Origin of the sequence: Clostridium sp. AM43-3BH (assembly GCF_003479985.1) — a bacterium.
Lineage (GTDB): Bacteria > Bacillota > Clostridia > Lachnospirales > Lachnospiraceae > Otoolea > Otoolea fessa.
Window position 1 is genome coordinate 15096 of record NZ_QUIH01000009.1, and the last position, 23046, is coordinate 38141.

21 protein-coding genes are annotated in these 23046 nt (G+C 49.0%); all 21 read right to left on the reverse strand.

The genetic code is table 11. The annotated features are described in order from the left end of the window. Positions 1–11 precede the first annotated feature (11 nt). Positions 12–890 carry a ParB/RepB/Spo0J family partition protein gene (locus tag DW931_RS13680; RefSeq protein ID WP_002593298.1) on the reverse strand — a complete coding sequence of 293 codons (879 nt, stop codon included), beginning with the start codon at positions 888–890 and terminating at the stop codon, positions 12–14. After that, positions 883–1665, reverse strand: a complete 783-nt coding sequence (locus tag DW931_RS13685; RefSeq protein ID WP_022036315.1) for an AAA family ATPase — start codon at positions 1663–1665, stop codon at positions 883–885. The genes DW931_RS13680 and DW931_RS13685 overlap by 8 nt, the downstream gene beginning before the upstream one ends. Before the next feature lie 23 nt (positions 1666–1688). Further along, the gene (locus tag DW931_RS15990; RefSeq protein WP_002593293.1) at positions 1689–1865 is read right to left on the reverse strand and encodes a hypothetical protein; all 177 of its coding nucleotides are present in this window, start codon (positions 1863–1865) and stop codon (positions 1689–1691) included. Further along, the gene (locus tag DW931_RS13690; protein WP_002593292.1) at positions 1865–2338 is read right to left on the reverse strand and encodes a DUF6075 family protein; all 474 of its coding nucleotides are present in this window, start codon (positions 2336–2338) and stop codon (positions 1865–1867) included. The genes DW931_RS15990 and DW931_RS13690 overlap by 1 nt, the downstream gene beginning before the upstream one ends. Positions 2339–2599: 261 nt before the next feature. After that, entirely contained in the window at positions 2600–5239 is a 2640-nt protein-coding gene (ppdK, locus tag DW931_RS13695) for a pyruvate, phosphate dikinase (protein WP_118481867.1), read from the reverse strand. Between the two features lie 446 nt (positions 5240–5685). Next, positions 5686–7074, reverse strand: coding sequence for a glycine--tRNA ligase (locus DW931_RS13700; protein ID WP_107001585.1), 1389 nt, complete (start codon positions 7072–7074; stop codon positions 5686–5688). A 95-nt stretch (positions 7075–7169) separates the two neighbouring features. Next, positions 7170–7829 (reverse strand): hypothetical protein, encoded by a 660-nt coding sequence (locus DW931_RS13705; protein WP_118481868.1) that lies wholly within the window; start codon positions 7827–7829, stop codon positions 7170–7172. Between the two features lie 155 nt (positions 7830–7984). Continuing rightward, positions 7985–9010: an acyltransferase gene (locus tag DW931_RS13710; protein WP_118481869.1), complete on the reverse strand. Its 1026-nt coding sequence runs from the start codon at positions 9008–9010 to the stop codon at positions 7985–7987. Positions 9011–9040: 30 nt separating this feature from the next. Beyond that, positions 9041–9688, reverse strand: a complete 648-nt coding sequence (gene recO / locus DW931_RS13715; protein ID WP_118481870.1) for a DNA repair protein RecO — start codon at positions 9686–9688, stop codon at positions 9041–9043. 20 nt (positions 9689–9708) lie between these two features. Beyond that, a complete protein-coding gene (gene era / locus DW931_RS13720) occupies positions 9709–10626 on the reverse strand; it encodes a GTPase Era (protein ID WP_118481871.1) in 918 nt (305 codons plus the stop codon). Between the two features lie 26 nt (positions 10627–10652). Further along, positions 10653–13571 (reverse strand): insulinase family protein, encoded by a 2919-nt coding sequence (locus tag DW931_RS13725; RefSeq protein ID WP_118481872.1) that lies wholly within the window; start codon positions 13569–13571, stop codon positions 10653–10655. 115 nt (positions 13572–13686) lie between these two features. Continuing rightward, positions 13687–14499 carry a YdcF family protein gene (locus tag DW931_RS13730; protein ID WP_118481873.1) on the reverse strand — a complete coding sequence of 271 codons (813 nt, stop codon included), beginning with the start codon at positions 14497–14499 and terminating at the stop codon, positions 13687–13689. Between the two features lie 34 nt (positions 14500–14533). Continuing rightward, positions 14534–15772 carry a U32 family peptidase gene (locus DW931_RS13735; protein WP_118467416.1) on the reverse strand — a complete coding sequence of 413 codons (1239 nt, stop codon included), beginning with the start codon at positions 15770–15772 and terminating at the stop codon, positions 14534–14536. Between the two features lie 14 nt (positions 15773–15786). After that, positions 15787–16428, reverse strand: coding sequence for an O-methyltransferase (locus DW931_RS13740; protein ID WP_022359735.1), 642 nt, complete (start codon positions 16426–16428; stop codon positions 15787–15789). Next, complete coding sequence (locus DW931_RS13745; RefSeq protein WP_107001591.1) at positions 16415–16828, reverse strand: aminodeoxychorismate lyase; 414 nt, start codon at positions 16826–16828, stop codon at positions 16415–16417. Before DW931_RS13745 ends, DW931_RS13740 begins: the two co-directional genes overlap by 14 nt. A gap of 30 nt (positions 16829–16858) precedes the next feature. Next, entirely contained in the window at positions 16859–18526 is a 1668-nt protein-coding gene (locus tag DW931_RS13750) for a ribonuclease J (RefSeq protein ID WP_022359733.1), read from the reverse strand. Positions 18527–18560: 34 nt separating this feature from the next. Then, positions 18561–18863 (reverse strand): DUF1292 domain-containing protein, encoded by a 303-nt coding sequence (locus DW931_RS13755; protein ID WP_107001592.1) that lies wholly within the window; start codon positions 18861–18863, stop codon positions 18561–18563. A 56-nt stretch (positions 18864–18919) separates the two neighbouring features. Then, a complete protein-coding gene (ruvX, locus tag DW931_RS13760) occupies positions 18920–19357 on the reverse strand; it encodes a Holliday junction resolvase RuvX (RefSeq protein ID WP_118293431.1) in 438 nt (145 codons plus the stop codon). A 107-nt stretch (positions 19358–19464) separates the two neighbouring features. Continuing rightward, on the reverse strand, positions 19465–19728 hold the full coding sequence (locus tag DW931_RS13765; protein ID WP_022359731.1) for an IreB family regulatory phosphoprotein: 264 nt from the start codon (positions 19726–19728) through the stop codon (positions 19465–19467). 110 nt (positions 19729–19838) lie between these two features. Then, positions 19839–21008 (reverse strand): ATP-binding protein, encoded by a 1170-nt coding sequence (locus tag DW931_RS13770; RefSeq protein WP_118467414.1) that lies wholly within the window; start codon positions 21006–21008, stop codon positions 19839–19841. A 281-nt stretch (positions 21009–21289) separates the two neighbouring features. Beyond that, positions 21290–22225 carry a cysteine synthase A gene (cysK, locus tag DW931_RS13775; protein ID WP_118467412.1) on the reverse strand — a complete coding sequence of 312 codons (936 nt, stop codon included), beginning with the start codon at positions 22223–22225 and terminating at the stop codon, positions 21290–21292. Positions 22226–23046: the final 821 nt, after the last annotated feature.

Below are 23046 nucleotides of genomic sequence, written 5' to 3' on the forward strand. Positions count from 1 at the left end.
GCTCCTCCTTTCTACTGTGTGCTCTTCCAATTCTCCAATAACTGATAAATAATATTCTCTATTTGCTCCCTGCTGTATGTCGCAGGAAAATAATTGTTAATGCGCTCTGTTTTTATGACAACCTTTCGCTCCACGGTTTTCTCTTTTTCCAACATCATGCGAACCATCGGAAAGGTAAGTTCCCCTTTTTTGTCACTTTCCTTGAGCATGGCACTCTGCTGAGTTGTGATAACAACATTTGTTTCCTGTATTGCAACCAAAACCCATTGCTGTGCATCCTCTGATAAAAATGATAAGTCAACCGCCTGCATGATACCGATTTTCTTTGCATCCACCATATCGAGTAGCGAATCCGACAGGCGTGAAATCCATATATATCTCTGAACCGTCTTTGCACTCTCTCCTGCCGCTTCTCCCAGTTCTCCAAGCGTAAGTCCGCCTTCCTTACTTCCCTGATGCTTCATTGCATCGTATTTCATTCTGTATGCCTTTGCTTTCTCACTCGGAAGAATATCCTCCCGCTGAATATTGGAATCTACCATGATAATCGTAGCTTCGTCATCCGTATAATCACGGATGAACATCGGCATTGTAGTAAGTCCGACAAGCTCACAGGCGTGTCTCCTGCGATGTCCGGCAATAATCTCATAACCGCCATCTTTCATTGGTCTGGCAATGCCTGGCATCAACACTCCATGCTCCCTGACGCTTTCTACCGTTTCCTGCATCTTTTCATCATCCAGTACCTTAAACGGGTGTCCTTTGAACTCATGCAGTTCTGACAATGCGATTTCCTGTACCTGCTCTGTTCCTGTCTGTGGCTGCTCCGTTCCAAATAAATCATCAAAACTGTTCAACTTTACCTTTGCGGCACTTCCTGTCTTACTCATTGCCAAGCACCTCCTCCGTCAGTGATTGGTAGGCACTTGCTACCTTGCCATTCGGATCGTGCTTATAAATGCTCACACCTTCCGCAGAAATCTCCGCAGCTCTTACCGACATTGGAATACTGTTTTCAAATATCCGCACTCTACTTCCATAATTTTCAATCAGCAGATTGCTGATGTCTCTGGCATAATTGGTACGATTATCAACCATTGTAAGCAAAATTCCCTCAATCTCCAGTTTCGGATTGATCTGTCTCTTTACTTTTCCAATAGTTTTAATCAGCTGTTCCAGACCTTTTACCGGCAGATACGCTGCCTGTACCGGAATCAAGATACTGTCCGCACTGGTAAAAGCATTTATCGTAATCATGCCGAGTGATGGCATACAGTCAATTAGAATGTAATCATAGCGGTCTTTCTGCTGTTCTATGTAGGTACGAAGCACCGTCTCCCTGCTCATAACATTCACAAGCGAGGTTTCCAAACCGGAAAGCTCAATATTTCCCGGCATGAAATCCACACCTTCCTCATGTCTTAAAATGCCGTACTCCGGTTTTATTTCCTCATCATTGATAATGGATGCCATAATGGTTGCAAGTGTAATTTCCAGTCTATCCGGCTCCTGAATACCAAGACTTGCCGTAAGGCTACCCTGTGCATCTGCATCTATCAGCAAAACTCTCTTTCCCTGTTTTGCCAGTCCGATTCCTAAATTGCTTGTTGTGGTGGTCTTTCCAACTCCACCCTTCTGATTTGCGATTGCTATAACTTTACACATGATAAAATTCTCCTTATTCTCTACTATTGATTTTTCACATTGCTTTTCTGTACTTCCGCATAAGCTCTGTAATATTTGTTTGTTCCTTTGTTGCTATAAAGCTCTGATATTTCCAATACCTCAATTTTGGGATGACGCTGTAAAATTTTCTGAAACCATACAATGTCATTCTTTGTTCCCATCAGTCTGACTTTTAACATTAGTCTGCTCCTCCAAATAAGGCATACAGTTCCCGGTTATAAGTCGCATACTCCGGATAGCGGATCTGTATCGCCTGCCAAAAGAAAGGTGCATAGGCACAGCAGAACAAGTCCTCCACTGTATACTGCCTGCACTCGTTTACCTGTTCCTCTGTTTTTGTGTAATCATCTACACTCGGTGTGCCGTTGCAATACAGATTAAATGCCATTCGCACCACCTTCATACTGCCACTGGTCTGCCAGCCTTCATGCAGACACTCTGTTTTTACACATCCTGTTTTAAAATCATAGATGCTATTGATATTTCTTCTCGTATCATCACTGATACCAAGACAATAGCAAAGTGCCTTGTGGTACACATCCTGATAGCGTACCTCTTTTAATTTTTCATAGTAGAATTTTTCATGTGCTTCGCTGATAAAATTGATTGTCTGTTTCTTATTGTTTTCTGCTCCTAACGCTGTGTTGTTCATAGTGAACCTCCTTTAAAAAATTTTTATTTTGCATATAAAAAAGGACTAAGTCCTTTTTAAGCCATAGCTTTAAGGATTTAGTCCTAATCGAGAGATATAAGAAAGGGAAGCATTGCGCTTCCCTTTCGAGTTATATATAGATTTTGCAAACAATATCTTTAAATCGGTTCGCTTTCGTGTACTCAGCATGATATTTCATGTACTCATTCACATCATCCCTTGTAACAATCAGCGTTGTGAAGTAAAAATATTTACGCTCTTCTACTTTCCTGCATTGGCAATCGCTGCCTGAGCAGCAGCCAGACGAGCGATCGGCACACGGAACGGTGAGCAGGATACATAGTCCAGACCAATCTTATGGCAGAACTCTACGGAAGACGGATCGCCGCCGTGCTCACCGCAAATACCTACATGAAGAGTCGGGCGCTCTGCTTTACCTAACTTGATCGCCATCTCCATCAGCTTGCCTACGCCGGTCTGATCCAGTTTTGCGAATGGATCGTTCTCGAAGATCTTCTTGTCGTAGTAAGCGTTCAGGAACTTGCCTGCATCATCACGGGAGAAGCCGTAGGTCATCTGAGTTAAGTCGTTTGTACCGAAGCAGAAGAACTCAGCCTCTTTTGCGATGTCGTCAGCGGTCAGAGCAGCACGCGGGATCTCAATCATGGTACCTACTTCGTACTTCAGATCGACACCAGCTGCAGCGATCTCTTCGTCAGCTGTCTTAACTACGATATCCTTAACATATTTTAACTCTTTTGCATCACAAGCAAGCGGAATCATGATCTCCGGTTTTACGGACCAGTCAGCGTGAGCTTTCTGTACGTTGATAGCTGCACGGATAACTGCTTTGGTCTGCATAACAGCGATCTCCGGATAGGTAACTGCCAGACGAAGTCCACGGTGACCCATCATCGGGTTGAACTCATGCAGGGAAGCAATCAGGTTCTTGATGAACTCTACAGATTTGCCCTGAGCGTCAGCCAGTTTCTTGATGTCTTCTTCCTCAGTCGGAACGAACTCATGCAGCGGCGGATCCAGGAAACGGATAGTTACCGGGTTGCCCTCCAGAGCCTCGAACAGACCTTCGAAGTCGCCCTGCTGATACGGAAGGATCTTATCAAGAGCTGCTTCTCTCTCTTCTACAGTGTCAGCACAGATCATCTCACGGAAAGCAGCGATTCTGTCTTCCTCGAAGAACATATGCTCGGTACGGCAAAGACCGATACCCTCAGCGCCAAGCTCTCTTGCCTTCTTAGCATCTGCCGGTGTATCTGCGTTTGTACGAACTTTCAGTCTTCTGAACTTGTCAGCCCATGCCATAACGCGGCCGAATGTACCAGCGATAGTAGCATCTACGGTCTTGATCTCACCTTCATAAATATTACCGGTTGTACCATCGATGGAGATGAAGTCTCCCTCGTTGAACTCTTTACCAGCTAATGTGAATTTCTTATTTTCTTCATCCATAGCGATGTCGCCGCATCCGGATACACAGCAGGTACCCATACCACGGGCAACTACGGCTGCGTGAGAGGTCATACCACCACGAACGGTTAAGATACCCTGAGCAACCTTCATACCGGTAATGTCTTCCGGAGAGGTCTCAAGACGAACTAAGACAACCTTCTCGCCCTTTTCAGCCCATTTCTCAGCATCCTCTGCAGTGAATACAACTTTACCGCAAGCAGCACCCGGAGAAGCACCTAAGCCTTTTCCAAGCGGAGTAGCTGCCTTTAATGCAGCAGCGTCAAACTGCGGATGCAGCAGTGTATCGAGGTTACGCGGGTCGATCATAGCGACTGCTTCTTCCTCTGTCTTATGGCCTTCATCTACCAGGTCGCAAGCGATCTGCAGAGCTGCCTGAGCAGTTCTCTTACCGTTACGGCACTGTAACATATAAAGTTTACGGTTCTCTACAGTAAACTCCATATCCTGCATATCATGGTAGTGGTTCTCAAGCACATCGCAAACCTTGATGAAATCTGCATATGCTTCCGGGAACTCCTGCTCCATCTGAGCGATCGGCATCGGAGTACGAACACCAGCAACTACGTCCTCGCCCTGTGCGTTCTTTAAGAACTCGCCCATCAGCTTCTTCTCGCCGGTTGCCGGGTCACGGGTAAATGCAACACCTGTACCGGACTCATCGTTTAAGTTACCGAATACCATCGGCATTACGTTTACTGCAGTACCCCAGGAATACGGAATATCATTATCTCTTCTGTATACGTTCGCACGTGGGTTGTCCCAGGAACGGAATACAGCTTCGATTGCTAATTTTAACTGAACAACCGGGTCAGACGGGAAGTCCTCACCTAACTGTTTTTTGTACTCAGCCTTGAACTGCTCAGCCAGAGTCTTTAAGTCAGCAGCAGTCAGTTCGATATCGTACTGAACACCCTTTTCTTCTTTCATCTTGTCGATGAGCTGCTCGAAGTATTTCTTACCAACTTCCATAACGACATCCGAGAACATCTGGATGAAACGTCTGTAGGAGTCATATACAAATCGCTCAAATTTCGGGTCCGGGTTGCCTGCGATCATCGCTGCAACTACCTCGTCATTTAAACCAAGGTTTAAGATGGTATCCATCATACCTGGCATGGATGCTCTCGCACCGGAACGAACCGATACTAACAGTGGGTTCTTCAGATCGCCAAATTTCTTTCCATTGAGCTCTTCCATCTTCTTAACGCCTTCCATGGTCTGTGCCATGATCTCGTCGTTAATCTTGCGACCATCTTCGTAATACTGGGTACAAGCCTCAGTTGTGATTGTAAATCCCTGTGGAACCGGCAGACCGATGCTTGTCATCTCCGCCAGGTTCGCTCCCTTTCCTCCCAGCAGGTTACGCATGGTCATGTCGCCCTCGCTAAACATATAAACCCATTTTGCCATAAGTATTTTCCTCCTATACTCGTTTATGTTTTACATTCACATATTTGTATTTATGTGAAAGATAAAAGCCATCGTGAATATTATAACATAAACTGCGGTCTAGTAAAGAGTTTTTTTGAATTCTTTCCAACTTTTTTTCGATCAATATATATTTTTTTGTAATTTTCGCGAATATTAAATGAGATGACTATCCAGAACAGCTCCTACTCCTCCTGTTTTTTTCTGTTCTTTCGTCCCTATTTGTGGCACAAACTGAGGAATCAATTTCACAGTCTGCCGGATATCATCCTTTCCTGACCTAAAATAAATTTCGTTCTTTGCAAAATGTCACAAATCCTCTCTAACACAAAAAGCAGAAACCACCCCCTGTTTCACGGAATATGGTTTCTGCTCTTTTGTCTATTTGTAACTGTGAAGGTACTGAACAGTTACGTCTGTTTAAATAATTAGAAACGGAACTTATCCTCAAAGTAGTTCTTTAACTCGGCGATCGGCACACGTACCTGCTCCATGGTATCACGGTCACGGACGGTAACAGCCTGGTCGGTCTCCGACTCGAAGTCGTAAGTGATGCAGAACGGAGTACCGATCTCATCCTGACGGCGGTAACGCTTACCAATGTTTCCTCTGTCGTCGAACTCGCAGTTGTAGTACTTGGAAAGCTCTGCGTAGATCTTCTCTGCTCCCTCGTTAAGCTTCTTGGACAGCGGAAGCACACCGATCTTAACCGGTGCAATCGCCGGATGGAAGTGAAGAACGGTTCTCACATCGCCCTCTCCGATCTCTTCCTCATCGTATGCAGCACACAGGAATGCCAGGGTTACACGGTCAGCACCCAGGGACGGCTCAATCACATACGGGATGTATTTCTCCTTCTTCTCATCGTCAAAGTAGGTCATATCCTGACCGGAGGTGTTCTGATGCTGGGTCAGATCGTAATCGGTACGGTCTGCGATACCCCACAGCTCGCCCCATCCGAACGGGAACAGAAATTCCAGATCGGTCGTCGCCTTGCTGTAGAAGCACAGCTCTTCCGGAGAATGGTCGCGCGCGCGCATCTCATCCGGCTTGATGCCAAGTGTCTGCAGCCAGTCGATGCAGTGCTGTTTCCAGTATGCAAACCACTCAAGGTCGGTTCCCGGTTCACAGAAGAACTCCAGCTCCATCTGCTCGAACTCTCTGGTACGGAAAGTAAAGTTACCCGGTGTGATCTCGTTACGGAAAGATTTACCGATCTGACCGATACCAAACGGGATCTTCTTGCGGGAGGTTCTCTGTACGTTCTTGAAGTTTACAAAGATACCCTGTGCAGTCTCCGGACGCAGATATACGGTGTTTTTTGCATCCTCGGTAACTCCCTGGAAAGTCTTGAACATCAGGTTAAACTGACGAATGTCGGTGAAATCATGCTTGCCGCAGCTCGGACAGCAGATGTTATTGTCATCAATGTACTGTTTCATCTGCTCCTGGGACCAGCCGTCTACGGAACCCTCGATCTCAATGTTGTGCTCTGCCATATAGTCCTCGATGAGCTTATCTGCACGGAAACGCTCTTTACAGCTCTTGCAGTCCATCAGCGGGTCAGAGAAGCCGCCCAGATGTCCAGATGCCACCCATGTCTGGGAGTTCATGAGAATCGCACAGTCTACACCTACGTTGTACGGGCTTTCCTGAATAAATTTCTGCCACCATGCACGTTTTACATTGTTTTTCAGTTCTACGCCCAGATTGCCGTAGTCCCATGTATTGGCAAGGCCGCCGTAAATCTCAGAACCCGGATATACAAATCCTCTTGATTTTGCGAGCGCCACGATTTTGTCCATCGTCTTTTCCATTTGTCTTGTCCTCCTGATTCGTTTATCATTGTACCCGTCCCCGCCTCTTCTTTCGATATCTGGCAGATGGACGAATTTAACAATCATTCTGTTTTTTATCTTTTAAAAATCACATAAGCCGTGCCTGTTTCCGGCAGACTGACGGTTGAATCGTCTTTTAACTCGGTATTCGAACTGCGGTAAAGCACTTTTCCGCCGACCATCAGCGTCGCACCGCCCTCGCTCCGGACTGTCATGCCGCTCTTTTCATTCTGAACCGTATCCGTTCCGGCTTCGCTTCCATCTGCCTTTACCAGCTCACCCTCGGAAAACCATCCATCGGCAATCGCCTCCGAAAGCGGCTTTGCCTCCAGCGTCGTCAGGGAGTTGCTGGTGTCCTCATTGTCATTCGTCTCTCCGAATGCTTTCAGATCTTCAAAGGAAGCATAATCAAAGATCGCAGTCACCGTGTCTTTTCCCGCCTTCACACTTTTCAATGCTGCCGGCAATCTCTCGGCATTTTTCTGGTTCTGTGCCAGCGCCCCGGCGCCTTTTTCTTCATTAAAATGAATCACTGCCGTCTCTAAATACTGCTTTAATTCATTCTCATCGACCGAAATACCGCCGGTCTGCTCCACCAGAGCACTCGACAGCGCTCCGTCTTTTGCCACATATACGCAGCTCTCCGAAGGGGAAAAGGCGGTTTCCCGTGAGCCACAGCCGGACAGCATCACACCCACGGTACACGCTGCCAGAAGAAATCCTCTTTTTTTCATTGCTCTTCCTCCCAAGCGCAAAAATGCTCCTACAACCAAGTTTTTATAGTATACCTGCTTTTCTATGTATTTTCAAGACTTGGACCTGAAAAAACGCATACTCGCACTTCCGTTTCCAGAGATACCTGCCTTTCAACCGTAAATCCTGCTTTTTGTCAACGTCCCCCATTCAGGGTCTTCCAGATGTCCGGACGGTACCTCCGCAACACGCGCGCCGCCTGATAACAGAGTGTCACTGCAAGCAGCGGCATGCACACATACATAAACATCGAAACCAGCTGGCTGCCCGGAAATAGCAGCGCCGCCGCCTTATTGAGGAAACGGACCACCACAAAGTGGGTCGCATAGATAAAAAAGGTGCAGGTCATAAACGGTCTGACTTCTCCCAGCCAGCGCTCGTTTACCATCATCCAGATACCGATGACTGCCAGAAGCTGGTAGAGAACGATTCCCGGCACAAAATAGTGGGTATAATAGCTCCTGCTGAGCACGATTCCCACTGCCAGCAGGCACACCCCCAGTGCCGCCCGCTTCCACGACCATACCGCCTCCGCCCATTTTCTCCCGTGCAGCGCCGCATAGGCGGCAAAGGAATAATAAATCATGGCGTCCAGATTCAGCTCCGGCAGCGCCACCCCCTTGAAAAGTGCCACAAGCAGCACCAGCAGAAATGCCGCGCCGGTCCAGATATTTTTCAGAAACAGATACAGCACCGGTGCCAGCAGCACCAGCAGGATGATCTGGTACATGAACCAGAACACCGGATTGAAGGTGTACTTGGTGATCGCCTGCCATGCGCCCGACGGCGTAATCACCAGATCCGTCCGGTTGGCGATCGTCTGCAGTCCCGGAATCCGGCTCGCCGCCACATACGCCACGTAGTAGATGGTATTCCAGAGCAGGTACGGAACCAGAAGCGAATGCAGACGTTTATTTAATTTCTCTCCCAGCCGCTTCATCGTGAAGTTCCGGTAGAACAGGTAGGCAGACAGCATGATAAAGCATGGAATGTCCACCCGCAGAATTTCCTGCATGACCGGGTACTGGAAATGCCACCACGGTGCGTCCTTCCCCAGTTCCGGGAAAAACAGATCCGCGTTGCCGGAATGCGTCCAGATGACCATGAGGCAGCAGATGAAATTGAACCAGGCGATTTTCTGGTGGAATTTGGCTTCTGGCATATAAACAGCTCCTCCCTGGATAGTTGTATGTTATGTAATCGTCTGCAATATCTCCAATGAGTGAAAACTTTTATCTACATACGCCCTCTTATTCCGCTCCACATTCGCCGCAAATTGTGCAAATGCATCTTCTTTCAGAAGAAATGTATACAACTTCTCGATCGGCGTGTAGATGACGTACTGCCAGGCGTAGCGTGCGGAGTCTCCGGCGCGCAGGGGTGGATCTTCGGTGTATTCGCCGTTGATGACCATGATTTTTAACTCGAAGATACGCTGTACAAGTTTGTTGGGGAGTGCGGGTTTTAGGAGGGCACGGAAGGACTGGTAGAGTAATCGCAGCATTTCTCTTGCCTCCAGACCTTCTCTTCCGAAGTATTCGGCGAATTCAGCAAAATAGGAGGCGTAGCAGGCGCACTCAACGTCCTGTTCAAGTCCCTCGAAATAGTTTTCGATCTCCGCGCCATAAAGATTGTAGGCATCCCGCGTCTCAGAAAGTGTGAAGGTTCCAAATGCGAAAGGCCGGCTTGCCGCACGCAGCAAACTTCCAGTGCGCTTCGCCCCGCGGGCAAATGCCGTGATTTTTCCGCGGTCTCCCGTCAGGAGAATCAGACGTTTATCAAATTCACCGACCGGGGCTGCATAAAGCACCATTCCGGTTGTCTGTATCAAATCTCGCATGCAGCCCTTCCTTCCCTCACTTAAATTTCTTTCGGGTTATATCCGTAATTCTTCATATACATATCGCTGTCTCTCCACTCCCGGCGCACTTTAACCCAGAGTTTCAGGTTGACCTTCGTGTCCATCAGATTTTCAATTTCCATCCGGGCAGCGGTTCCGATACGTTTTAACATCGATCCGCCTTTTCCGATGATGATGCCCTTGTGGGAATCGCGCTCGCACACGATCGTTGCATCCACGTCGATGATGCCGTTTGGGCGCTCTTTCATCTGGTCGATGACAACTGCAATGCCGTGCGGGATCTCGTCGTCCAGCATCCGAAGCGCTTTCTCGCGGATCAGCTCCGCTGCGATCTGGCGCATCGGCTGGTCGGTGACGGTATCCTCATCGTAAAACTGCGGACCTGCCGGGAGATATTTAAAAATACTGCTCTTGACATCCTCGATATTCATCTCTTTGAGAGCCGAAACCGGGATAATCTCCGCAAAATTCAAAATATCCTTATATGCCGCGATAAAGGTCAGAATCTCTTCCTTCGATTTGACCGTATCAATTTTATTAATAACCAGAATAACCGGCGTCTTGATCTTCGAAAGCCGCTCTGCAATGTGACGCTCGCCTGCCCCGATGAAGGTGGTCGGCTCTACCAGCCAGAGAATCACGTCAACCTCTTTTAACGTATTCTCTGCGACATTGACCATGTACTCGCCCAGCTTGTTTTTCGCCTTGTGGATACCCGGTGTGTCCAGAAAAATGATCTGTCCGCGCTCGTCTGTGTAAACCGTCTGGATACGGTTCCGGGTCGTCTGCGGCTTCTCAGATGTGATCGCGATCTTCTGTCCGATCAGGTGGTTCATCAGCGTAGATTTGCCGACATTCGGACGCCCGATCAGGGTCACAAAGCCAGATTTAAACTCTTTTGTATCTGTATTTGCCATCTTGTTTCCTTTCACTTGCATTTTGTTTAGTTAAACAGATTCTTCACCGTCTTAAACAGATCCTGATTTGCCTTGACTTTTTCTGCATTTCCAATCGCACAGATGCTCTGCTCACTGAGCACTGCCCTGATAATCGGCGCCAGCTCCCGGATATCCTCCGGGGTAACTGCCAGGATCTCGTCTCTCTCTTTCTGAACCATCGCATCCGTCACGCCGGTAAACCAGGCCGCGTCGGCGCGAATGCCTTTGTACGGCGGCAGAAGCGGCGCATCAAGGTCGCTGATGGTTCCAATCACGAATTTCGTCATATCACGCTCGTCTGCCTCAAACTGCTCCAGATACGGCACGATGCCCTCGTAAACCTCATTCGTCTCGCGCAGGTTCGGATCGCGGTAGGAAACGAAATAGCTGTCGCCAAACCGTCCGGCTCCATTCATGACGCCGTAAGCGCCGCCCTTGACACGGACATTGATCCACAGATAATCATATCCGAGAATGACTTTCAGCGTCCGCAGCGTGCCCTTGTATGCCAGCCCTTTCTCCACGAAATTGCCGCAGCGCGCCAGATAATTGACCTGGGAGGAGGTCATGAAGCCCTCGTTTAAGTTCTCTTTTTTCCACTCAAACGGATAAACGGTTCCGTCGCCCTGTGGAAGACGTTCTTTTAAAAGCGGAAGCGCTGCTTCAAGCCCTGCCTGATCGTCGGCTGCTGCCGTGTAGCTTATCAGCATATTTTCTTTCGTAAACAGACGTGCCGCCGTCTCTTTTAATTTCGCGATCACCTCGCCCTTTTTCTCCTCAAAGTGCTTTGCCGTCTCTTCAAGGAACTGGTAGAAGCCGATTCCGCCCGTGCAGTCGTCAAATGCCGATTCTGCCGAAAAATAGGAGCTGGCTCTCATCACTGCCGCTGAATGTGCCGCCTGATTTAAACGCATCTGGCTCTTCGATTTCGTCTCCGCCACAATCTCGCCGAGACGTTTCTCATCATCAAGGATTGAATCAAGCAGAATCTCCGCGATCGCTGAAAATCCGAAGTCCAGCTTCTCGCACAGCACCCGGGCACTCGCGGTAAAAATACCGGTAAACGCGCCCTGTTTCCGGCTGTCCGCATAGGAGCTGACGCTGAGCGTGATACCGCCGGTATTTAAGTTGATCTCATCCGACAAATCGCTGTATGTGTGTTTCGTCGTATCGACAAATCCAAGCACTGCTTTCAAAAGTCCCACATACGGCAGATCCCTGGACGGTACATGGTCGGTACGGAACATCACGCGCAGATAACCGATGCCTGAGGTAAAGAGCTCATGTGCCAGCACCTTGGTTCCGCCAATCTCGCGCTCGGTCAGGATAAATTTCTCCGCCTCTTTGCGGATATCTGAGCGTTTCAACAGCGGAATCTTCTCTAAATCTTCCTTCGGGGACGGGGTGTCCTGATACTCTTTCAGCTCTTTCGTGCCATCCACGATTGCCTGAATCTCCTCCGCGCCCAGGCTCTTCTTATATGCTTCCAGCTTTTCACGCAGCTTCTCATCCTCGATCGCCGTCAGTCCCCGCTTCGGGCTGACCGTGATCACCGCCTCAAACGGGTTATCTAAGAGATATTTGCGGATCAGTTCTTCAAAATATCCTTCCTTTGCTGCTTTTTTGAGGAATGCAAATGTCTCCTCATATTCCAGGTGCATCAGCGGATCGCCGCCGTACAGCCAGCTATCTAAGCACTGCAAGCCGTACATCAATCCTTTCGGCGCGTTGCCGAAATCCGCCTCACGGCTGCGGAATTCATAGTAGTTGATGCCCGCCATCAGGCTCTTCTGGTTGATGCCATCATCTGCCAGCTTCTTAAGCGTTCCCTTGACAGTCTTTAAAAATGCCTCTTTCTGGCTGCCATCCGCATTTTTCGCAATGACAGAAAAATATGGCTGTAAAATACCATTTTCATAGCTTCCCAGGATATCCTGGCCAATCCCGGCGCTGATGAGTTCTTTCTTTAAAACGGCGCCCGGCGCATCCAAAAGCACATACTCCAGGATCTGAAATGCCATGTAGAGAATCGGGTCGAGATCGTCGCCCACCACCGTATTAACCGACAGGTAGGTTGCGTGATCCTCCGGCTCATCCTCAGTGATCGGATAGAAGATCTCACGGTCCTTCGGCGCGTCAAACGGCTTCTGGTAGTGAATTTCAGAATCCACCGGCTGACGGTCATAGTGGCTTAAATACTCACGATCCAGCCAGTCCAGCTTCTCTGCCATATCCATATTTCCGTACAGATAGATAAAGCTGTTGGACGGATGGTAGAATTTGCGGTGGAAATTCAGGAAATCCTCATAGGTCAGCTCCGGGATAACCTCCGGGGCGCCGCCAGACTCATGCGTATAGCAGGTATCCGGGTAAAGCGTGTTCTGCGTGTAGCGATCAAGCACGCCCTCCGGGGAGGAAAATGCACCCTTCATCTCATTGTAAACGACACCGTTTACCGTGATCGGGCTGTCCGCCGACTCCATCTCGTAATGCCAGCCCTCCTGGCGGAAAATCTTCTCTTCTTTATAGATATTCGGATACAGAACCGCGTCCATATAGACGTCCATCAGGTTCTGGAAATCCTTGTCGTTGCAGCTTGCAACCGGGTATACCGTCTTATCCGGGTAGGTCATCGCGTTTAAGAAGGTATTTAAGGAGCCCTTCACCAGCTCTACAAACGGATCCTTGACCGGAAATTTCGCCGAACCGCACAAAACACTGTGCTCCATGATATGCGGCACACCCGTGCTGTCAGATGGCGGGGTGCGGAATCCGATGCAGAATACCTTATTCTCATCGTCATTCGAGAGTAGGAACACTCTCGCTCCCGTCTTCTTATGTTCCAGAAGAATCCCCTCGGAATTCAGCTCTTTTACGTATTTTTCGTTCAGGATCTGATAGCTCTTCAAATCTTTTACTGTCATGCTGTCTTTCCTTTCTCTAAAACGATTCCACAGCGCATACAGACATCTGTTGAATCGTTACTGTTCACGCATACGTGACCAGTAACGTTGAATCGCACCTTTTTTTCTTCTTTTTTTACAGTCTTCCCATAAATTTGTCTTTTAGTACGGCAAATGCCTCCCGCAGCCACAGGTGCACCGCCAGCACCGGGTCGCACGCAGCTGCCACACCGACCGGCTCGATCTCCTGTCTGCGCGCGATCGACTCCGCCCGGAACACATGGTAATTGCTCGTCAGAATCCCGATCCGGATGGTATCGCCGTCCGGGCGCTCACGGTAAAACTCCATCAGGTGTGCCCGCGCCGCCTGCGCCTTGTTGTATTCCTGCCGGTCGATCACCGTCCGGCTGAACTCGATGTTCTGCACCGTGTCGGAGGACTGGTCTTCAATCAGCAGCTTATCCTCCGGAATCCCGTTGTACTGTAAATATTCGTACATCGCCCGCGCCTCGCTGATCTCCTCGCCCGGACCTTTTCCGCCGGAAAGCACCAGAACCGTGTTCGGATATTCCTCCGAATACTCGATCGCCCGATCCAGACGCTGCTTTAGGGAATTGCTGATCTTGGTGCCGCGCACACGTGCTCCCAGCACGATCACATAGTCCGCCGGCTGTCCCGTCGCCGTAATGGCGCTCCAGCCGATCAAAACCTCCGTGATCACCAGAATCAGAAATCCCGCCGCACATACTGTCCCGACGGAAACGCCGATCCACACGGGGATTCTGCCCTCATGCTGGCTGCCAAACCACCATCCAGCCGCCAGAAGTCCCAAAAAGATCGCCAAGCAGGGCCAGATCAAGGCAAACGAAGTCGAAACACCTGAATAAATAACAATTATGATATAATATAACAGGCACAGGACCGCCGTTCCTCCTAAAAACCAAACCATCTGTCATCCTCCTGATGTCCATCCAGCCGCACCTTTACAAATCCAGCGCTTCGTCCTCACGCCGCAGGATATCCTGCGGCTTTGCCATACCGCCTAAGTCTACCCAGAGCTGCTGCTTCGGGTGCGGTGCGCTCTCCTGCGCGGTTCCATCCTCAGTAAAGATGCCTTTCACTTCCACACGCAGGTTACGTCCGTCCGGCTTCATGATCTCGATCGTCTCTCCCACGCTGAATTTATTCTTCTGCTCCAGATGAACCAGGCCATCCCCGCGCACAGCGCCGACCGTTCCCAGATAGGTGTACGGTTTTACATAAGTATTGCTTCCGTATACCTGCGACTCGGTACCCGGTTTATGGAAATAAAATCCAGTGATGTATTCCCGGTGGGTACATTTGCGGATCTCACTCTTATACCACTCCATCTTGGACTGGTATTTTTCCGGGCTTTCCAGATAATCGTCGATTGCGATTCGGTAGGTTCTCGCCACGGTTGCCACATAGAGTGCTGTCTTCATGCGTCCCTCGATCTTGAAGCTGTCGATTCCTGCTTCGACCATCTCCGGAATGTGCTCAATCATGCACAGGTCGCGGGAGTTGAAAATATAGCTGCCGCGCTCATTTTCATAGACCGGCATCCACTCGCCCGGTCTTGTCTCCTCCGCCACCGCATATTTCCAGCGGCACGGATGAGTACAGGCGCCCTGGTTCGCGTCGCGCCCCGTCAGAAAATTGCTGAGAAGACATCGTCCTGAATAGGAAATGCACATCGCTCCGTGGATGAAGCTCTCGATCTCCATATCCTCCGGAATATGTTCGCGGATCTCGCGAATCTCCTTCAAGGACAGCTCCCGCGCCGTTACCACGCGCTTCGCGCCCTGTTTATACCAGAAAAGGAACGTCCCGTAGTTTGTATTATTTGCCTGTGTGCTGATATGGATCTCCATCTCCGGGAGAATGCGTCTGGCAATCTCAAAAACACCCGGATCGGAAATAATCAGCGCATCCGGCTTGATTTCTTTCAGTTCTGTGAAATATTCTTCCACACCGGCTAAATCATCATTATGTGCAAAAATATTTGCTGTAATATATACTTTGACGCCGCGCTCATGGGCGAACGCAATGCCCTCTTTGATCTCTTCGTTCGTAAAATTCTTCGCCTTTGCCCGCAGACCAAACGCCTCGCCGCCCAGATAGACCGCATCGGCTCCGTAAAGGACCGCCGTCTTGAGGACGTCCAGGCTGCCCGCCGGGATTAAAAGTTCCAGTTTTCTCATGTTTTTCCTTTCTTTTATCGCTTTACACTTAACGCCACGCCATCCCCGATCGGAATGACAGACGTCTCAAATTCTTTCATGTGTGTCAGTTCATATAAATAATCGCGCATCCGCGTGTGGATCGTCCGGTTGCGGCGCTCGACCGCATAGCGGGATTCCACGATATCGCCGTCCTGTAAGACATTGTCCGACAGAAGAACGCCGCCGGACGGCAGCAGACGCAAAATCTGAGGCAGCCAGTGCATATACTGCCCCTTAGCCGCATCCATAAATATAAAATCATAAGGGCCGGAAAGCGTCCCCAGTATCTCTTCCGCATCGCCTTCCAGTAAAGTAATGCACGGCTCTTTTCCTGCCCTTTCAAAATTGCGCTTGGCAATCGGTATTCTTTTTTCGTACTTCTCAATCGTCGTGATCCGGCAGTTTTCCGGCATCACACGGCTCATCAGTAAAGCCGAATAGCCCACAGCCGTTCCTACCTCCAGAATCGACTGCGGGCGCTTGAGAGCAATCAGTGTTTTCAGAAATGCGGAGGTCTCCCTGCGGATGATCGGCACGCAGTCAGCCAGCGCTTCTTCCTCTATCGAGTCGAGCAGCGGTCCGTTGCCCGCGTCCAACGACTGGATATAGGCGGTAATTCTGTCATTTACTATCACTTTTATCCTCCTCCGGGCTGGCGGCAGAAGCTGCCGCCTCATCCATCTCCTTCAGCATCTCCAGAGAAGTCTGGGCGGTGCTGAACTGATAGGTTCCCGGATATATCTTGTATTCATAAATCTTTGCCTGCAGCACAAAGACCACGCGGCTCCTAATCAAACCGACGCGTTCCAGCGCTTCGCCTGCCTCGGAGGTGCTTTCGCTTTCCTCGATGGTAACCGTTCTCATTCTTCCCGGCTCTGCCTCAACTGCGGTCGGGTTAAATATCTCATGCCCCAGCCAGTAACCCTTCGTTGCGCCCTCATAGAGCAGAAACAGTGTCAGTACCAGAAAAACGATCCGGAACACACTGTCCAGAATTGATACTGCGATATGGGGTTCCCCAGATCTCCGGCTCATATTCCACCTCCGTGCTGCTTTTGCAGTCTTCTACACTTCCATGATGATCGGAAGAATCATCGGATTTCTCTTCATCTTCTTCCATAGGAAATCACTCAGGCTGTCGCGGATAATGTTCTTGATCTTGCCCCAGTCGCTCACGTGCTTCTCAAGACAGCCTTGTACGGCTTCATCCACGATTCTCTGTGCCTCTTCCATCAGATCCTCGGACTCACGCACATAGACGAAACCTCGGGACACGATATCCGGTCCCGCTAAGAGCTGGTTGCTGTATTTCTCCAACGTCAGTACCACAATAATGATACCATTCTGTGCCAGGTTCTGGCGGTCGCGCAGAACGATATTTCCGACATCACCGATGCCCAGACCATCGACCAGGATGCCGCCCGCCTGTACATGGTCGGCAACACGGTAGCCCTCGTCCCCGATCTCGATCACATCACCTGAGCGCATCAGGATGACATTTTCCTTCGGAATGCCCATTGAGATTGCCAGGTTGCGCTGCGCCATCAGGTGGCGGTATTCACCGTGTACCGGAATCGAGAATTTCGGACGAACTAAGGAGTACATCAGCTTGATCTCCTCCTGGCAGGCATGTCCGGATACGTGGGTATCCTGGTTGATAACCTCTGCGCCCTTCATCGACAGCTCGTTGATAACTCTTGCAACGGCTTTCTCATTGCCCGGAATCGGGGTGGAACTTAAAATAACCACGTCGCCCGGCATAATCGAAACCTTCTTGTGCAGGTCTGCCGCCATACGGGACAGTGCCGCCAGAGACTCGCCCTGGCTGCCGGTCGTGATAAGGACGGTATCCTCTTTCTTATAATTTTTCAGATGTTCAATGTCGATCAGTGTATTTTCCGGAATATTAATGTATCCAAGTTCGCTCGCCGTGCCGATGACATTGACCATGCTTCGACCCTCGACCACTACCTTACGTCCATAGTGGTATGCCGTATTGATGATCTGCTGGACACGGTCTACGTTGGAAGCAAACGTCGCAACGATGATCCGGTTGTTCTTGTGCTCTGCAAAAATCGAATCAAAGGTCTTGCCGACGGTGCGCTCCGACATCGTAAATCCCGGACGGATCGCGTTGGTACTGTCACACATCAGCGCCAGCACGCCTTTCTTTCCAAGCTCGGCAAAACGCTGCAGATCCGCCGGTTCACCGAATACCGGTGTGTAATCGATCTTGAAGTCGCCGGTGTGGACGATAATACCAGCCGGGGAGAAGATCGCAAGCGCCGATGCATCTGCGATACTGTGGTTCGTCTTGATAAACTCAATCCGAAAACATCCGAGATTGATGGACTGTCCGTGCTTTACGACCTTGCGGCGGACGGTCTTCATCATATTATGCTCTTTTAATTTATTCTCAATCAGTCCGATCGTCAGTTTGGTGCCGTATACCGGTGCCGGAACATCGCGGAGTACATACGGCAGCGCGCCGATATGGTCCTCATGTCCGTGCGTGATCACAAAGCCCTTGACTTTGTCAATGTTGTTCTTTAAATAGGATACATCCGGGATAACCAGATCGATTCCCAGCATATCGTCGCTCGGGAATGCCATACCGCAGTCTACTACAATAATGCTGTCTTCATATTCGAAGGCAGTCATATTCATACCGATCTGTTCCAGACCACCGAGCGGTATGATCTTTACCTTATTATGATTTGTTTCCTTTTTCAATCAATGCACCTCCAAAAATTCGATTTTTAGATTTTTATTCGATATCAACGCCCAGATCGCTCATCAGCTCCGCAAACACCTTGGACATGTACTCCAGTTCTCCGTCATCGTCCACAAATTCGTAAGCTGCTTCTGCATCCTCCGGCTTTGATGTATCTCTCAACAGATAGCACTCTCCATCGCCGTCCTTCGTATCACTTGCCAGCAGATAGGACTCGCCATTTAACTTTGTCTCTTCCAGGACATACAGCTTCACTTCCTCGCCGTTCTCATCCCTCAGCGTGATGCTGTTTTCCATATTATTCAGTTCATCTAACATTGAATCCAGGTTTCCCATTCTATGATTCTCCTTCTATTCTTTATTTTCAATCATTGATTTTTATCACTGATAATTTATTCTTCCGCTTTTCCTTGTGCCTGTAAATCCAAATATCCCTGCAAAATCAATACTGCCGCAATCTTATCAATCACGCTCTTCCGGTTTTCCCGGCGCACTCCACTCTCGATCAGAATCTGCTCCGCCGCATTCGTCGTCAGGCGCTCGTCCCACATAACGACCGGAAGGTTCGTCCGCCGTTCCAGCATCTCTTTAAATGCCAGCGTCTTTTCAACGCGCTCTCCCAGCGTATTATTCATATTTTTAGGATACCCCAAAACAATCGTCCCAACCTCGTATTCCCGGATCAGCTCTTCAATCCGGGCGCAGGTCTGGCGAAGTTTGTTCTCATCCTTCCGTGTGATCGTCTCAATCCCCTGTGCTGTAATGCCTAACGGATCGCTGACTGCCACTCCCGTGGTCTTCGATCCAAAATCAAGCCCCATAATTCTCATATTCTATTTTCTCCATAACAAAACAAGCTGGCAGCCCGTCAGATATTGGACTGTTGTCGCCAGCTGTTTACTCTTCCGCTTTTTAATTGCCGTGCTGCATCCACTCTTTACTGAAGCTTCGTCTCAATATATACCTTCACAAGCTCTTCCAGAATTTCGTCACGCTCTACCTTCATAATCAGGCTTCTGGCACTCTTGTGGCTGGTAATATAGGTCGGATCTCCAGACATAATATATCCTACAATCTGATTGATCGGGTTGTAACCCTTCTCCGTCAGCGCTGTATATACCTGTTCCAGAACCTGGCTTGCCTCCAGCTTCTTCTCTTCCTGTACTGCTCTAAAAAACTGTGTATTGCTGATATCACCCATTTTGTCTTCACGTCCTTTTAAATACCCGCCGCGCTCTGTCACTCTGCGGATCCATGCGTGCAGGTAAACTACTCTTTTTTATTTTACTCTACTTTACCCCATTCGGCAAGTTATTTTTTATCATTATAATCATCCAGGAAATTGTACGTCCAATCGTCCCTGTGGTAACCGATCACAGTCTTTAAGTTGATATTGTGGACACTCTTAAAGATATTTTTCTCGATCACGTCGCTCTCCTTGCGGAAATGGGCGATCAATTCCTTCATCTCATCGCGCTTGGAACCGCGTCCGCCTCCGCAGCTCACGCAATTTTCAGTAAAACGGCACGCGCACTGTATAAACTGCAGTCCGTTGTAATCGCGCCACGCCTTGACCGCATCTTCCTTGATAAGGTACATCGGGCGGATCAGCTCCATGCCCTCGAAATTCTGGCTGTGCAGCTTCGGCATCATCGTCTCAATCTTGCCGCTGTACAGCATTCCCATGAGGATCGTCTCGATCACATCATCAAAATGATGCCCAAGCGCAATTTTATTGCAGCCCAGCGCTTTCGCCTGTGCATAGAGGTGACCGCGTCGCATTCTGGCACAAAGGTAGCACGGATTCTGTTCGATCGTCGCCACCGTGTCGAAAATATCGCTCTCAAATACCGTCAGCGGAATGCCGAGAAGTTTCGCATTGTCCTGGATGATCTTCCAGTTATCCGCATTGTAGCCCGGATTCATCACTAGAAAAACGGTTTCAAACTGGAATTTTCCATGTTTTTTCAATTCCTGGAAAAGTTTCGCCATCAGCATGGAATCCTTGCCGCCTGAGATACAGACTGCGATCTTGTCGCCCTCCTGAATCAGGTCGTAGGTGTTGAGCGCCCGCGTAAACGCCCGCCAGATCGGCTTGCGGAATTTTTTTATAATACTCTGCTCAATTCTCGCCCGTTTTTCCTCTCGATCCGCCTCGGATTCTCCGCCCACGAAGCGTGAGAGGGAGAGGCGCAGCCACGCACGGTAACCACCCTCCACATTAACCGCGTCAAATCCGTCTCCGGTCAGACGACGCACCCACTCCTGGCTCTTCTCACCGGTATGGCACATCACGTACACTGGATGCATTTTGTCTAACCTGGCTGTTTCTTCCTCATATTGCTCTTCCAGCCGGGACGCCGGGAGGCTTACCGCCCCCGGAAAAGTTCCGCGCATATACTGGTCCTGCGGGCGGATGTCCACGATCGTCTTCTCCGCATCCTTTAACGCTTCCAGCTCCTCAATCGTAATCGTTTTCATTGTATATTCTCCTGTATCCGTTATCTGCAAAATCCTCTTTAAGAAAAAGAATGTAAAAAATGTGCCTACCCGTGTGCAGTAACCACAATTCTCATGAAATGAAACAAAAGCACAGGATCCGCGCTGACAGTGCTCTGCCAAACAAACGGGTCCTGTGTTTTTCTGCTGTTTTGTTACCGTTCACGCGCACGTAACCAGTCACTCATTTTCTGTTAATTATAACACTCTCCCTGCATTCTGGGAAGTCCTATTTCTATAATTAGTCTCTTATAATTAGTCTCTTAGTCCTCTGTAAAGAGTGGTGTGGAATAATAGCGGTCACCACTGTCCGGAAGAATCGCTACGATGGTTTTCCCCTTATTTTCCGGGCGTTTTGCCAGCTCAATCGCACCATGCAGGGCTGCGCCGGAGGAAATACCGACTAAGATGCCCTCTTTGTGTGCCAGAAGTTTTGCTGCCGCAAATGCATCCTCATTCTCCGCCTCGAAAATTTCATCATAAATCTTAGTGTTCAGTACATCCGGTACAAATCCGGCGCCGATACCCTGAATCTTGTGTGCGCCGCCCTTGCCTGTCTTTAATACCGGGGATGAAGCTGGCTCCAGCGCTACGACTTTCACATTCGGGTTCTGGGATTTTAAGTATTCGCCGGTACCTGTCAGAGTTCCGCCGGTACCAACACCTGCGATCAGGATATCAACCTTTCCGTCGGTATCATTCCAGATCTCCGGACCAGTGGTTGCTCTGTGAACCGCCGGATTGACCGGATTGACAAACTGACCGGCTAAGAAGCTGCCCGGTGTCTCTTTTGCCAGCTCTTCTGCCTTCTCGATCGCGCCCTTCATGCCCTTTGCGCCCTCAGTCAGGACAATCTCTGCACCGTACGCTTTCAGAATGTTGCGGCGCTCCACGCTCATCGTCTCCGGCATCGTCAGGACGATGCGATATCCCTTCGCTGCTGCGATGGACGCCAGACCGATACCGGTATTGCCGGAAGTCGGCTCGATGATGACAGAACCCTCTTTCAGGACACCTCTCTTCTCTGCATCCTCAATCATGCCTTTTGCAATACGATCCTTCACGCTTCCAGCCGGGTTTAAATACTCCAGTTTTACCAGAACCGTTGCTTCCAGTCCCAGCGCTTTCTCAACATTCACAACCTCAACTAACGGTGTGTTTCCTACCAGTCCCAGTGTTCCCTTATAAATGTTTGCCATGATGATTTCCTCCTAATATCTGTGATGATTTTTATATTTGTTAATTTTTATATATTTCTATAGATTCTTCTTTTTTCCAGAACTCTTTTCCAATTTGAAAAACTCGTGTAACTGTGAAGGTACTGAGCAGTTACAAACTCGCTTCAAAAGAAGTTTAAAATGCGAAAAGAGCCCATCCTCTATACACATTTACCGCCGTCCAATCCAGCTTTTCTGCCGCCTGTCCTGCTTGTTTTTCTGTGTACGCGGATGCGCTCTTTCTATATCCTTAACCCTTATGAATAAAAAGATTCACGAAATCCGTTTTCCCCGGAAACCCCGCTTACCGAAGTCCAGCTTTCTGGTTTTCGCGTACACAAATGCGACAACAACATCGATCCATACAGGTACAAACATTGCTGCAACACATCGTATTCATCCAAAAACCATTGACTGCTTTCATGATCTTCACTCCTTTTCTTTTTCCTATCAGCTTAGTAGGCATATTATCACTTTATGCAATATCTGTCAACCCTTTTTTGCCTGTTGTTACTGTTCACGCACGCGTGCCCAGTAACGGAATTTGCCGTGGCTTCGCATTTAAATACGGCAAATTCCTGCTTCCACCACGTTTTCTTACGGCACTTTCGGTTCCAAAAGTGCCTACCCGTGAACAGTAACGATTATTTGCACACTTTGTGGCGTTTCTTCATATCTTTCTTGACAAACGCAGACCGCACCTTTACAATAAAATACCGAACTGATGGGTAAAAAACGTTCAGAAACAGAGCCTGCTATTATTTAGTATAGCACAGTTGTGACTGTGAAGCTACTGACAGAAT

Bases quoted from the DNA above. Each gene is read 5' to 3' on its own strand.
- DW931_RS13685 (WP_022036315.1), bottom strand. From the start codon at position 1,665: ATGTGTAAAGTTATAGCAATCGCAAATCAGAAGGGTGGAGTTGGAAAG.
- DW931_RS13770 (WP_118467414.1), bottom strand. From the start codon at position 21,008: ATGAAAACGATTACGATTGAGGAGCTGGAAGCGTTAAAGGATGCGGAG.
- ruvX (WP_118293431.1), bottom strand. From the start codon at position 19,357: ATGAGAATTATGGGGCTTGATTTTGGATCGAAGACCACGGGAGTGGCA.
- DW931_RS13725 (WP_118481872.1), bottom strand. From the start codon at position 13,571: ATGACAGTAAAAGATTTGAAGAGCTATCAGATCCTGAACGAAAAATAC.
- DW931_RS13690 (WP_002593292.1), bottom strand. From the start codon at position 2,338: ATGAACAACACAGCGTTAGGAGCAGAAAACAATAAGAAACAGACAATC.
- DW931_RS13680 (WP_002593298.1), bottom strand. From the start codon at position 890: ATGAGTAAGACAGGAAGTGCCGCAAAGGTAAAGTTGAACAGTTTTGAT.
- cysK (WP_118467412.1), bottom strand. From the start codon at position 22,225: ATGGCAAACATTTATAAGGGAACACTGGGACTGGTAGGAAACACACCG.
- DW931_RS13765 (WP_022359731.1), bottom strand. From the start codon at position 19,728: ATGGGTGATATCAGCAATACACAGTTTTTTAGAGCAGTACAGGAAGAG.
- DW931_RS13745 (WP_107001591.1), bottom strand. From the start codon at position 16,828: ATGAGCCGGAGATCTGGGGAACCCCATATCGCAGTATCAATTCTGGAC.
- DW931_RS13730 (WP_118481873.1), bottom strand. From the start codon at position 14,499: ATGGTTTGGTTTTTAGGAGGAACGGCGGTCCTGTGCCTGTTATATTAT.
- DW931_RS15990 (WP_002593293.1), bottom strand. From the start codon at position 1,865: ATGTTAAAAGTCAGACTGATGGGAACAAAGAATGACATTGTATGGTTT.
- era (WP_118481871.1), bottom strand. From the start codon at position 10,626: ATGGCAAATACAGATACAAAAGAGTTTAAATCTGGCTTTGTGACCCTG.
- DW931_RS13705 (WP_118481868.1), bottom strand. From the start codon at position 7,829: ATGAAAAAAAGAGGATTTCTTCTGGCAGCGTGTACCGTGGGTGTGATG.
- recO (WP_118481870.1), bottom strand. From the start codon at position 9,688: ATGCGAGATTTGATACAGACAACCGGAATGGTGCTTTATGCAGCCCCG.
- DW931_RS13710 (WP_118481869.1), bottom strand. From the start codon at position 9,010: ATGCCAGAAGCCAAATTCCACCAGAAAATCGCCTGGTTCAATTTCATC.
- DW931_RS13755 (WP_107001592.1), bottom strand. From the start codon at position 18,863: ATGGGAAACCTGGATTCAATGTTAGATGAACTGAATAATATGGAAAAC.
- DW931_RS13700 (WP_107001585.1), bottom strand. From the start codon at position 7,074: ATGGAAAAGACGATGGACAAAATCGTGGCGCTCGCAAAATCAAGAGGA.
- ppdK (WP_118481867.1), bottom strand. From the start codon at position 5,239: ATGGCAAAATGGGTTTATATGTTTAGCGAGGGCGACATGACCATGCGT.
- DW931_RS13735 (WP_118467416.1), bottom strand. From the start codon at position 15,772: ATGAGAAAACTGGAACTTTTAATCCCGGCGGGCAGCCTGGACGTCCTC.